The 13011-nt window shown below is 49.6% G+C and carries 8 protein-coding genes; 3 read left to right on the top strand and 5 right to left on the bottom strand.

Annotated features, from left to right (window positions below):
• The first annotated feature begins 169 nt into the window (after window positions 1-169).
• Both HY774_24535 and HY774_24530 read left to right on the top strand, forming a co-directional pair.
• Window positions 170-1726, top strand: a complete 1557-nt coding sequence (locus HY774_24535) for a hypothetical protein (GenBank protein MBI4751662.1) — start codon at window positions 170-172, stop codon at window positions 1724-1726.
• Between the two features lie 144 nt (window positions 1727-1870).
• The gene (locus HY774_24530; GenBank protein ID MBI4751661.1) at window positions 1871-2644 is read left to right on the top strand and encodes a sulfite exporter TauE/SafE family protein; all 774 of its coding nucleotides are present in this window, start codon (window positions 1871-1873) and stop codon (window positions 2642-2644) included.
• Here the strand turns inward: HY774_24530 and HY774_24525 are convergent.
• Both HY774_24525 and HY774_24520 read right to left on the bottom strand, forming a co-directional pair.
• Complete coding sequence (locus HY774_24525; protein MBI4751660.1) at window positions 2616-3449, bottom strand: BtpA/SgcQ family protein; 834 nt, start codon at window positions 3447-3449, stop codon at window positions 2616-2618. The two genes, HY774_24530 and HY774_24525, sit on opposite strands and share 29 nt — an antisense overlap.
• 36 nt (window positions 3450-3485) lie before the next feature.
• On the bottom strand, window positions 3486-4877 hold the full coding sequence (locus HY774_24520; protein MBI4751659.1) for a hypothetical protein: 1392 nt from the start codon (window positions 4875-4877) through the stop codon (window positions 3486-3488).
• Window positions 4878-5133: 256 nt separating this feature from the next.
• Between HY774_24520 and HY774_24515 the strand changes: the two genes are divergently transcribed.
• Window positions 5134-5727, top strand: a complete 594-nt coding sequence (locus tag HY774_24515) for a hypothetical protein (protein MBI4751658.1) — start codon at window positions 5134-5136, stop codon at window positions 5725-5727.
• A gap of 86 nt (window positions 5728-5813) precedes the next feature.
• Here HY774_24515 and HY774_24510 read toward each other — a convergent pair whose 3' ends face one another.
• The 3 genes from HY774_24510 to HY774_24500 form a co-directional block, all read right to left on the bottom strand.
• Complete coding sequence (locus tag HY774_24510; GenBank protein ID MBI4751657.1) at window positions 5814-7418, bottom strand: ankyrin repeat domain-containing protein; 1605 nt, start codon at window positions 7416-7418, stop codon at window positions 5814-5816.
• A gap of 120 nt (window positions 7419-7538) precedes the next feature.
• Window positions 7539-8216, bottom strand: a complete 678-nt coding sequence (locus HY774_24505) for a hypothetical protein (protein MBI4751656.1) — start codon at window positions 8214-8216, stop codon at window positions 7539-7541.
• 1386 nt (window positions 8217-9602) lie between these two features.
• On the bottom strand, window positions 9603-12755 hold the full coding sequence (locus HY774_24500) for an efflux RND transporter permease subunit (protein ID MBI4751655.1): 3153 nt from the start codon (window positions 12753-12755) through the stop codon (window positions 9603-9605).
• Between the last annotated feature and the right edge of the window lie 256 nt (window positions 12756-13011).

Here is a 13011-nt window from a genome sequence, read left to right as displayed (position 1 = left end):
CCAAGCCCCAGGCCCTCAGCCCTGGTTTTCTCAGCCCGATGTCTTCCGCCCAATGTCTTCCGCCCTAAAAAATGGAACTCTCCAGGTAAAACAGGCTGTAATGGAGTTGCTGTTTGCTCTCCCCCAACCTCAAAATGAACTCAATCTCACTCTGTGCCTGGAGATACCTATGAATCTGGCTTTGCGCCGAATCATCTTGCTTTTTCTGTGTTTTGGGCTGTTTTCAATTTCTGGGTTTACCGCCAGTTTCCCACCTCAATCAAATCCCCAGGGGATTACCTTTCACTTTTACACCACTGAACTTTCCAACCTGTGTTATCAGCTTGATGCCATGGCTGGCCTGGAAATGGGCTCAGGCGAAGTCTTTCGCGAACTGTGGAAAAATAAAATCGGCTGGTCAGCCGAAGATGAAAGACTCCTTGCCCAGTGGCGTGAATGCCGCCAGCGATATTTTGAATCAGTTAAACTTGGGCAACTGCCCGAGGAGCCGCTGTATCAGCCCAATCCGCCCGTTCAACCCTATGTTGATTTGAGCAAGAAAATCCGGATTGCCAGTTTAATTGCGACCAACGTTGATGATTACCAGTCAGCCCTGGCCGTGACGGTCCTTCCGGCGGATGCCTACCAGTTGACAGCGATTCTCCGAAGTTTCCAGCTTCGGTTTCATCCGTGGTGGGAAACCGAAGGCAAGCGGATTTCCGAGCCGTTCGTCAAACAGTTTACCGATCTCATGGCTCAGAAAAATCTCACCGAATTCAGCAATCAGGTCGCCCGGTTTTATGAGTCCCAAATTGCACCGGGTTATGCGATCAACATTTTTTTGATGGCGCGTCCCAAATCCAAAAATCAGCACACCAGCGGCGAAGTCTTTGACAACTTTTCAACTGTTGAAGTGCTGGAAGGCGAAAGGCCAGAGCAGCGAATTGATGTGGTGCTCCACGAAGTTTTTCACCATTTCTTTAGCCTGTCGCCGGTTGAAAAACGGATTGCCCTGGTCAATGCCTTTGCGAGGCACCCGGACCCGGATTCACTGGCCGTGTATCACATTCTGGATGAAGTGCTGGCGACGGCCTTGGGCAACGGGCTGGTATTTCAAAAAGTCTCGACCAGCCAGTATTTCGAAAAATTTATTGCGATTGACCAGTCGTTTTACAACGATCCATTTATTGATAAAACCGCCAAAGCGATGATGCCGGCAATTCGAAAACGAATTGAATCGGGTCAGTCGCTCTTTGATGGGTTTGTTGATGAATATGTCTCGACCGCCCGCCAGGCCCTGGGTGACAGGATAAGTGACCCGCATTTGCGTCTGTTTGTTCGAACCAGTGTTTTGGCTGATGCCGGGTTTCGGCCTCTGGCACAGGAACTGGCCCGAGGTATCCGAGCTGGATATAGCAGCACCTATGTCGGCAATGGACTTTCTCCTGATGCCCTCACTGCATTTGAGACCTACCCAGGAATGAATGGACTGGTAGTTTTGAAATCAAGTCAGGTCAAGGAACTGGAAAGCTGGGAAAAAATACTAGGGAAGCCCGCCCTCAAACAGGCACTTCAAGCCGCCAAAAAATACCGTGCGTTTGTGCTGGCGGTCAAACGCAATCCTAAATCAACCATTTTTTTGATAAGTGGGAATGACGAAACTTCAATTGGCACGGTGTTGAAATCTTTGATCCAAAACCATACACCTTTTGAAGGCGTGAAATTTGAAGTCGCTCAGGTAAAGTGAACCATCGGCCTGCTTTTTATCAGTTCCCGTAGTCCGTGGTGGAGTGGGAATGAAACAGAAAAAATTGTCCGATTAGGTATTTCCCCTGATTCTGTTCTATGCTTGGTAGTTTCACCATCCTTCCCTTACACCACGGAGCACAACGTGAGTCTTCAATTTATCATTGGGTTGATTTTAAGCGCCGCGATTGGGTTTTCTTTGGGTTTAATCGGTGGAGGCGGTTCAATTATTACAGTCCCGGTACTGGTCTATGTGCTTGGGGTTGAAGCCCACGATGCCATCAGCATGTCGCTGGCCGTAGTTGGGGCGACGAGTCTGGTTGGAGCATCGCTTCACTATCGAAATGGCTGTGTTGAACTCAAAACCGGTTTGATTTTTGGTGGTGCTGGGATGGCTGGCGCGGTGGTTGGCGCCAGATTTACCCGGCTTCTTTCCTCCAACGCGCTGATGCTGGCGTTTGCGGCCTTGATGCTTGTTGTGGCTACCTTGATGCTGACCCGAAAAGACCAGTCGGATGAAGTTTCACAAACGCCAGAAGGTCCACCCAGTATGCCCAAAGCCATTGGAGTTGGAATGGTGGTTGGGGTTTTAACCGGATTCTTGGGCGTCGGTGGCGGGTTCCTGATTGTTCCAGCCCTGGTCCTGTTTGCTGGTCTGGATATGAAAGACGCGGTTGGAACGTCACTGGTGGTGATTGCCATTAACTGCGCGGCTGGATTGCTGGGTCACTTGAGTCAGGCACATTTTGATTTGAAATTGACGGGGCTGGTCGCCCTGCTGGCCGTTACCGGAACACTTGGCGGAACCGCACTTTCGACCCGTGTCCGCGCCTCCAGCTTGCGCAATGGGTTTGCCGTTTTTGTGATGGCAGTGGCACTTTTCCTGGTCTTTAAAAACTATCACGTATTGATTGGGTAGCCTGTCGAAGCGCATTGACCTTTTCAATGAAAATTGAGGTCTGTTTTGGATCAATTGGATTTGACCACTTCCCGGCTACTTTCAGGCTTGAACCGACAATAAAGCCATCTGCCAGTTGAAAGAATAATTCGAGGTTTTCCGGAGACACTCCTGACCCAAGAATGACCGGCAAGGTGCAGTGCCGCTTCACTTCACCAAAATCTGCCGGGTTGGGCGGTTTCCCGGTTGCCGCGCCGGTTACAATCACCGCATCAGCCCGCATAAATTCAGCCGCTTCAGCCGTTTCGCCTAACCCCACATCTGCGGTTATGGCATGCGATGAGTGTTTTTTCTTGATATCAGCCCAAATTTGAATCTGGTCGGCGCCAATCATTCGGCGATACCGGAGGAGTTTGGCGGCTGAAGATTCAATCAGCCCTTCGTCCGCCACGTGAGCAAAGGTAAATCCTTCGACGCGGATAAAATCAAAATTGGCGGCGTGGGCCACGGCCAGGGCTTCGAGGTTGGCACCCGCCAGAATCTGAATTCCAAGCGGCACGTCAATTTCAGCTTTCATTCGGGAGGCAATCACGGTCATGGCCGCCACGATTTCCGGCCCAACGCTTCCTTTCAAATAGGGCGTGTCGTGCATATTTTCAATCATCAGACCGTCAAACCCCAGGTTGCGAAGCAGTCGAGCTTCACGGAGTGCTTCGGTTGCAATCTCATCCACTGATTGGTGACTGGCGGGTGTTCCGGGGAGGGCCCCGACGTGGATCATTCCAATCACCGGTTTATTATTTCGAAAAAGCGTGGGGAAGCTCATTTTTACCTCAAATCTGTCTGCGCCGGTGCGCTCCATTTATTTGGTCCATTTTATTTCAAGTACCGCCCGGTCTTTGTTTTGGAAGAAGCCGAAAGCATTCAATTTGGGATTCCCGCCAAAAAAATCTGCTCCCAGTCCAACGCTCCAGTGGTCACCAAAGCTTTTGTACACTCGGGGCCGAATCAGGTATTGCGACTGGTTCAGGCCAGTCAGGATAAAGAGTTCTGGTCTCAAAGTTTCACGAAAAAAATTGAATTTGGCATATCCTGAAACCAGGTGGTTGGTTTTAGGAACAAAGAGTTGCGAACCCGGTGCGGCAATGACCTGGGTAAAGTACTGACCACTCAACCAGAGCCATTGGCGGGGTGAATAATCCAAACCCACAACACTTGAAAATTGTCCTTTTTTCTCAAATCCGATGTCAGTGGCCGATTTTCTCAAAAATTGGGAGCGGTTGAAATTCCAACCTGCTTCAAGTCGCAGCACAACCGGCCCAAAGGTCGTGGCACCGGTCCCGCCAAGCACGGTTTTGCGGTCAAAATCTGGCTCAAAAACCACGGTGGGTTGAGGTGAAAATTCAACTCCTTTGGGGTACGGCGTCGGGACATCTTCCCATCCGTGAAAAAAATTTGCGGTGACGTCCCAGTTTCCCAGAGTCTGGCTATATCGAAGCCCAATCTGGCTTGAATTCAGGCGGTACGCGGGGCGGCGGGTGGGTTCGACCCTGGTGGCAATGGTTCCGGTCAAAGCTGCCTGGGCTTCAAAGAGCCCCAGTCCGAACGATTTTCCAAACCCGAATTCATCGGTATTGACCGGTAGCCGTCCAGGCGCGAAATAGGGAATCCAGGCGACCTGAAGCGACCCGGTGCCGATGGGAATATCAGCCCGTGCCATCCACAACGGACGGCGTGAATCCAGAAAATCATCCAGAAGAAATTCGCGGTAATCGAGCGGGTTGATGACATCCAGCACCCGAAGCCCATCTGCCTGACCCCAAACCAGTTGCTGAAGTCCCAACTTGAGACCGATTTTTTTCACGGTTCCTTCAATAAAAACCTGGCGTGGTTCGGCCCAAACTCCGGTTGGATAACCCAGTCGGTGGACTGGATCCAGACTGGCCCGGCCTTCAACCGTGAGTCTCCAGGTCGGGTTAAATTCGCATACGCCTTTGACATCAACCATTGTCCGGGAAAGTTGCACCACGTGCGGCTGGTTGAGCTTGAGGCCGGTTCGATTTCGAAGGGTATATTCCCATTTCCAGCGTGGGGGACTGGGGACTGATGGAGGTTCGGGCTCCGTTTGGGATGCCGGCTGGGGGTGAGGCTGGATTTCCTGGTGTGTCTTAGCCTGGATGGACCAGCCCAATCCAGAGAGGGCCAGACATCCAGTCAGTACCAAACCCAGGATGTGGAACAGGGCAAAAGACATAACCGAAAATACTCGCGGATTGAAAAGGATTGAGTTGGGGCGGGAGCATATATCAGTGACTCGATTTTTCGCACCAGAATTGTAGCGGCAGAGGTTGGATTCGATGAATTTGAAAGAGTCTGGTGGAAATTTGTGAAAAGTCCTTGCCGGAAATTTCCAGTTGATGGATGATGAAAATACAGCGTCACACTCCCTCAATCTGGTTATCCTGCCAATCCTTATCTTGGGCACTCTTTTCATACTTAAAGGTCGCCATATGAATTATTTTGACATCCATCAAACCGGACAATTCCTCAATCCTTTCAAAGAGCCGGATTTGAATGCGAATGAGTCGGACTGGCAGATTGCGCGTCAGCTCGTCCCAGGCATGATGTCCTATATTTTTGGACCGGAAAATGAAACTGAACCACTTCAGGAGTGGCTCAAAAAACGGCTGGTCCGAGAAGGAATCGAAGTCCTCATCATTATGCTTCGCAAACGACTGTTGTCACCTGACTATCTGCCTTCCGTGCAAATGCACATTGATCCTGAAAATGGAAAGGGGCGCTCCTGTACCGAACAGATCGAGCATATGTGCCAGGACAAGCCAATCGAACAGAAAAAACGAATTCTGAGCCCGGCGGTGTACCTGATGAAGCGCCTGATCAATGAAGCCGCGGAACGCCCAAACACTTTTTTTGGGAACCAAAAAATTTCGTTAAATGACCCGCGAGTACATGAAGTAATAGCGGCGGTTGCGCTGTCCATCATCCAGATTCAGTCAACGGCTGGCGTCTTTACCCGGGAAATCATTGGAGCCAGTGAAGATGCCGTTAACAAAATTACTTCGGTGTTGCATAACCAAACTTGAGAAATGTTAGTTTTTCTGGTTCTCCCCACTGACCTGAAGGCTGAATTTTTCACAACCTTCAGGTCTTTGAACTTTTGCGGATTGATTTAGCCAGGAACGGGTGTCCAGGGAGTAGCAATAACACCTGTCCAGAAATGCTGTTGAACCAGGGCATCTGTCTTCGGGCAATCATATGCCGCGCGGAAGCGGAGGATTTGATCCTTCGAGAATTCTGAAGTTTTGGGATATTGAACCCAGGTCGAATCATTCAGTCGCATTTGGAATTCGATTGATTCAAATGGAACCAACACATGCGGTGTGGGCTGGAAGTCAGAGCAGACATTCCTGGGCTGATAAATAAAGCCTGAGTGTCCCCATTCATCCAGATATTCCAGTCTGAAGGGGCAGCGGTTATCGTTATAATTGGTCTTCCACACCTTGAGGTTCTGACCTGAAACATTGGTTAAAATGATCGAAATATTTCCTTTCCCCTGAGCCAACTGTTCTGAACAAAAAGAATGTAGGACAAGTGAAATCAAAAGGCCATCCGTCTGGGGTTGATTGGGCTGAGGTTTAAGTTCTGGGGGTGGAATTGGTTTTTCAAGTAATGCAAGCTGGCTTAATTCGTCAAAAATTGGTTTCTCGCCCATCAATTTTGCCAGCTTGAGGGAGCTGCCCTCATCAATACCTGGATCGGCTCCCCAGGCTAAAAGCAATTTGACCATTTTCAAGTGCCCGGCCCTGATAGCCAGATGTAACGGGAGATTATGAGAGAAATTGGGGTCGGCACCCACACGTAACAATGTTTGAGCAACTGATACATGTTTGTTTTTTACGGCTGCCGCAAGTGCCTCATTTTTTTCAATTTCAGCCCATAAACACGTCCGCAGTAAACCTGAAACCGAACGAGATTGGCCAAGTGAAGCCGCCATTTCCAGCATTGTTTTGAATGAAGCTTGACCATTGTACTGAGGTTTTTGGGATCGAACGAGTAACTTGGGATCGGCATGGTGTTGCAATAATACCTCTACAACAGCCACCTCCTGAGATTCAATCGCAAAGGAAAGAAAGGTGTTTGAAAAGTACCGGGTGTCCTCATAAATGGTGTTTGGATTCACCCCAAGCTGAAGCAAAAGGTCCAGTTTGTGGGCTTCACCCGCATTAATCATTTCCACAAGTTTTGTATTATTGAGTGTAACGTATTGCAAAAACAGGAAAAAGCTCACCCCGGTCAGCAAAAACGAGGCAGCCATCAGGAGAATCCATCGCCAATGAATTTGTTTTTTGACAATTGGAATCCAAACACTTCCTGGTTCAATCGCAGGTTGAAAGGGAGGTGTCATTTCAATTGGTTTCGCATGATCAAGGATCACTGGGATGCACAACAATGTAACCCAAATACCCAAAAGCAAGGACACTGCGATGATGAGATTGGTTCCAGACTGAAAAAACTCAGCCCAGCTTAAAATACCAATGTTGAAAACAAAGGCCCCTCCAATCCCGCCGACCAGCAAGTAAGTACAAATTCCCCAAAACCCTAGCTGAAGCGGCTCCGATTCCGGTAAGTGAACGCCGGCTGACCCGTGGACAAATTGCAGGTCCAGCCCATCACACCTGGCACAGAAATTTGACTCCTGATCAAAGAGATCAAACTGATGACAAATTTCACACCGGGTGGGCAAACCCATTGAGCGAATGATGAGATTGGACATGGTTCTCCTCACAACAAAGTGGGGTTAAGGTCAGGCTAAGCGGGGTAATGCCATTTGGGACTGAGGGGATTGGGCTAATAGCTAAGGGAAATACAATTTTATCAACAACTTAACCTTGTGCTAATGCGATAACATCATTGCAAAATGGTGCAACCATATCGGAAATGGAAAAAACCGGGGGTTCAGATATAGCCGTGGTTTGAAATACAGGTACTCAAACTCATCCAGCCGCGGGCTGGTTGGTCCCGCCGGAATTTGAGCCGACCCTGAATGTTTTATGACTCCGGTTTGATCAAGGTAAAAACAATCTGATCCGGTTTGAAAGAACCCGGTTTTGATCGTTGGTTCAAGGGTTACATAAAATGTTGATTTTGAAGGATTTGTGTTTTTGGAAACCTGAAACCCGGTGATGAGATAAGATTTTTCGAATTGGGCCCGGGTACGCTGGTATTGATTGATGTGGTATTCATTGTCTGCACCAATGGTACAGATTACATCAGATTTAAGGCACGGAGGCCAAACCTCCCACAATTCAGTGGCATATCCTCCATTAAAATTGATCAACTGGCGGGAGTATTGGGCCTGGAAAATGAGTCGAAGGAGCAAACAGGCTCGCTGGTCGGCCAGGCGGATTTTTTGCTGTCTAAGCATTTCGTAATTAAACCCAAGGGATATCGCTAATCCAACGAGCAGGACTACGCTGGTAAATTTCCAGATTACAGGTTTAGAACTTATCCCTGTGCCACTCCCATCACTGAGTCGCTCACCATCAGGCAATAGATTTCCAGTCACTCGCATACACAACACCTATAGGCAGGACTCTGTCGCTAAAAAACCTGTTGGCAACGACCCGGGTCCCAGTGTCTTCAGTATTCAATTGTGCGGATTTGATTGAGATGTATTTTCTGGTTACAACTTGTGTGCCAGGAGTCTTAATTTTTTTTAAACTATTCTTCTTTAAAGAGTTAAATTGAGTACTCTTTGGCGGGAATGCACCTGGTTGACGGATTTTGTCAACTCTGGACATACCTGTTTGCGGCAGATGGACAGTCTTTGTCACCAGTGTTTTTAATTTTGGAACCAACCTCGAACTCTGGCGTTGAACTTTGGTAATCCAAATCATTTCCCTCGACAACCACCGAAGCGCCTGCTGCTGTTGTGTCAGCCATTTCCAGCAGGCGCTTCTTATTTTGGCGATCTTTGATTTATTCTAGCTTTAGTACAAATTTCCATAAAAGAGGGATCAAATTCAACCACCCGCTGGGAGAAACATTGGTTTTCGCCCGGATGGGCGCTGGAACAGGCGTCGTGAGCCAGTAGCCGAAACTTCCACGAAAACCGGGACCCAAACCAGCTTCCAGCGCCCATCCGGGCGCGAACCACTGTGGACCGACGCTCCGGTGGTGTGCCCAAAGCGGCAAACCACCGGCTATTGTCCGGCGCCCATCCGGGCGAAAGCCAATTCGGAGGAACCGAATTCCCACCCCTTATTTATGGGGACTTGTACTTAGAGACTGGTTGGAAATCTGGGATTCGGCACGGCTGGTTTTCTCGCCGCCCGCAGCCATCAATTTATCCCCGATCACCGGCTCTGGCCCCACAGGACTGGTCTCAACTCAACCATTCCTCCAGAATGAAAGCTGTTGATTTTATTTTGTTCAATTTTATTAAGACTGAAATAACCCTTGACCCTTCAATGCGACCCGGTTTCTTACTTCTTCGGTTGAATTACCAGGGTCGTGGAGGAGAGAGCCGCCCTCCCTGTGTTTCTTGCCAAGCTTGCCGCATCAAGGAAAGAAGGTTTTGGGAGTCGGCGGCCTTGGCCAATGAATAGGCATTTTCCGTACCAGAGTTTTCCCAGGCTTGGATTTTATGCCAGGATGGTTCGAAAAGCCGCTCCAGCCACGCTCCCATCAGGCCCTGATGTTTCCGGTAATATAACAACATGCTGCGCATCCTCCAGAGGGTTAACTGGGCTCCGGATGTTGACATCGTCAAATGTTTGACGGTTTTTGACAATTCTCCACCAAGGTGAATGACTTCAATGTCTGGCCAGGTGAATTGCCCAATTCAAAAGGCACATGGCCTGCCAGACTGGTAGACAGCATTCCAATAAAAGAAACACGAAGACACCGCAGGCCCAGCCCAGCCTGTGCCTTTGGATCGAGATCAAAAGATTTGACCTTACTGGTTAAAGTTCGTTGGTAACGACCTGGTTTTTAAAAGGAACAGGTGATCAGAACTTGATTCGGCATAACCAAACCGGGCTTTGAATCGTTCAAGGGCGACATACACCACTGGGGTCAAATACAGCGTCAGAATTTGCGATACCACCAGCCCTCCGACCACGGTCAATCCCAGGCTCCGGCGGGCCTGGGCACTGGCGCCAAACCCAAGCGCAATGGGCAGTGTTCCCATCAAGGCCGCCATCGTTGTCATCATAATTGGACGAAAGCGAACGACACAGGCCAGATAAATGGCTTCTTCCGGTGAAGACCCCGATGACCGCTGGGTTTCGAGGGCAAAGTCAATCATCATAATCGCATTTTTCTTCACAATTCCAATCAACATGATGAGACCCACAAACCCATAGACATTGAGTTCCTGTTGAAATAGCAACAAGGTCAACAGTGCCCCCATCCCGGCTGAAGGCAATCCGGAAAGAATGGTGAACGGGTGGATAAAGCTTTCATACAAAATGCCGAGAACCAGATAGATAACCAGCACGGCGATGAGCAGCAACCAGTTCAGGTTTTTCATTGATTCTTCAAATACCTGAGCCGTACCTTGAAAGGAAAGGGCGATATCCGCCGGTAACAATCCAGTTGAAGCTTCACGAATCAATGCCGTTCCCTGACTCAGTGAAATATCTGGCCGCAGCCCGAATGAAATCGTGACCGAGGTCAACTGGCCAACGTGGTTGATGACCAGTGGGCCGACACTTTCCTGTACCGAGGCCACGGCGCCCAGCGGCACCAATTTCCCAGTGTTGGATCGAATGGGAAGCAATGTGACTGACTCGACATTTCGCTGAAATTCAGGTTTGAGTTCGGCAATGACCTGATATTCGTTCGTTTCGGTGTAAATGGTTGAAATCTGCCGGGTTCCAAAGGCGTCATTTAATGCCGATTGGATTTGTTCAACTGACAGTCCATAGGCGGCTGCCTGTGTGCGGTCAATCGAAACCTCAAGTTCCGGATTGCGGTTCTCCAGATCGCTGGTGACATCCTGCAACTCCTTGATACCGCGCATTTTTCGTTCAAGCTGCTGGGCTGCGGCATTTAATTGGGCAATATCGGTGCCCTGGAGCGTCGCCTGATACACGCTCCGCGAGGAAATGCCACCAATCCGAATGGCCGGGGGGTTAAATAAAAACACCCGAACCCCGGCAACTTTGGCCAGTTTGGGGCGAATTTGATTGATAAACTGCTCGGAGCTGACTTTTCGATCCTTTAAGGGTTTGAGTTTGACAAACATTGAACCGCTGTTTGAGGTCGAATTTCTGCCCCCGGCCCCAACGTTTGAAGACACCGCCAGCACATTGGGATCCTGGCGGACAATGGCAACCACCTGTTCCTGGATCTTTTTCATTTCCGCAAAGGAAATTCCCTGAATCCCCTCTGTGCTTCCAAAGATAAAGCCATAGTCGTCGTTGGGAATAAACCCTTTTGGGACCTGGGTAAAAATCCATCCGGTTATACCAATCAGGATAAACGCAATCGTGAGTGTGGTTTTCCCAAACCGCATCACCTCGCGCAGACTCTGGGAATAGACTTTCAGAATGCCGTTAAATATTTTTTCCGTCAGCCGATACAACCAGGATTGGTTGTGTTCCGCCGTGGGGCGCAAATACCGGCTGCACAACATCGGCGTCAGCGAAAGGGAAACAAACCCCGAGAACAGAATTGCCAGGCTGATGGTGATGGCAAATTCTTTAAATAACCGCCCCAAAATCCCGCCCATAAATAAAATCGGAATAAAGACGGCAACCAGGGAAATGGTCATCGAAACCACGGTAAACCCGACTTCACGCGCTCCGTTGAGGGCAGCGGAACGCGGAGGTTCGCCCAGATCCATCCGACGAACAATGTTTTCAAGAACCACAATGGCGTCATCCACCACAAACCCGACCGACAGAGTGAGTGCCATCAGCGACAGGTTGTTGAGGCTAAACCCCAGTACATACATCACGGCAAAGGTGGCTAAAATGGAAACCGGAAGGGAAAGACTGGGTATGATGGTTGCCCGCACATTCCTCAAGAAGAGAAAGATGACCATTACCACCAGCCCAACCGTCAGCATCAGTGTGAACTGGACATCGTGAACTGACTCGCGGATTTGAGCTGACCGGTCATTGAGGATATCAAGTCTCACCGAGGCGGGGAGCTGTTCGTGGAGACGAGGCAGGAGAAGCTTAATATTATCAACGACTTCAATTGTATTTGTCCCCGGTTGGCGTTGAACGGCCATCGTAAAACTCCGGGTGCCGTTGAACCATCCGGCATTTTTGTCATTTTCCACGCTCTCAATGACCGTGGCCACGTCTTTTAACCGGACAGGGGCGCCATTGCGGTACGTCACGATCAACTGCTGGTATTCAGCCGAATTATTGAGTTGCCCGTTGGCCTGGAGCGTGAGTGATTGATCAGTTCCGTAAATTGAACCCACTGGGAGATTGACATTGCCCCGGCGTATGGCTGAGGTGACTTCGTCAATCCCGATGCCCCGCGATTGGAGTTCGTGCGGATCAATTTGAACCCGAATCGCAAATTTCTGGGGTGCAAAGACCTGTACCTGGGCGACCCCTTTCACCATTGAAATCTGCTGTGCAATCACGGTTTCGGCATATTCATTGACGGTGGTCAGCGGTAAAACCGGCGAACTCAGCACCATAAACAGAATGGGGGCATCAGCCGGGTTCACCTTGCGCATGCTGGGCGGAGAGGGCATCCCTGGCGGGAGCTGGGCAAGTGCCGCGGAAATTGCGGTTTGGACATCCTGCGCGGCTGCGTCAATGTCGCGATTCAAGGCAAACTGCATCGTAATCTGGGTTGACCCCTGGGAGCTTTGTGAGTTGATTGAATCAATTCCGGCAATCCCGGAAAACTGTCGCTCCAGGGGTGAGGCAACGGCAGAGGCCATGGTTTCAGGGCTGGCGCCGGGCAGGTTGGCTGAAACTGAAATCGAAGGGTAGTCAACGTTGGGCAAGTCACTGACCGGCAACGCGTTGTACCCCAGCACCCCAAACAAGAGAATCCCAAGCATAACCAGCGTTGTCATCACTGGCCGGTTGATGAACAGATTTGAGATCCCAAGGGAGAGGTGGAATTGTTTCATGGGAAAGTACCTGGATGCAGTTATGATTTTTTGGGAAATTGCCTTATGAAATGATATCAGGGGGATGTTAAATAGCCGAGACCACTGGATTGAATGATTTTAACTATAGCTTTTCAGATAAATATTTCCAGGGCACGCGCGTCATTTCTCAGTAATATAAGAAAAACCAAAAGGTGATTAAGCTGCTTCCCGCAACCCACACAACGCCAAAATTTCCTCCTGGGTATTTTGGAAGCGGGCAATCGCCTGCTCAACT

Source organism: Acidobacteriota bacterium (assembly GCA_016208495.1).
GTDB lineage: Bacteria > Acidobacteriota > Blastocatellia > Chloracidobacteriales > Chloracidobacteriaceae > JACQXX01.
The sequence above is the reverse complement of the archived record's forward strand: the minus strand, read 5'-3'. Positions and strand labels throughout refer to the sequence as shown.

Coding starts and splice junctions, on each gene's coding strand:
- HY774_24525 (MBI4751660.1), bottom strand. CDS start 3,449: ATGAGCTTCCCCACGCTTTTTCGAAATAATAAACCGGTGATTGGAATG.
- HY774_24515 (MBI4751658.1), top strand. CDS start 5,134: ATGAATTATTTTGACATCCATCAAACCGGACAATTCCTCAATCCTTTC.
- HY774_24505 (MBI4751656.1), bottom strand. CDS start 8,216: ATGCGAGTGACTGGAAATCTATTGCCTGATGGTGAGCGACTCAGTGAT.
- HY774_24500 (MBI4751655.1), bottom strand. CDS start 12,755: ATGAAACAATTCCACCTCTCCCTTGGGATCTCAAATCTGTTCATCAAC.
- HY774_24520 (MBI4751659.1), bottom strand. CDS start 4,877: ATGTCTTTTGCCCTGTTCCACATCCTGGGTTTGGTACTGACTGGATGT.
- HY774_24535 (MBI4751662.1), top strand. CDS start 170: ATGAATCTGGCTTTGCGCCGAATCATCTTGCTTTTTCTGTGTTTTGGG.
- HY774_24510 (MBI4751657.1), bottom strand. CDS start 7,418: ATGTCCAATCTCATCATTCGCTCAATGGGTTTGCCCACCCGGTGTGAA.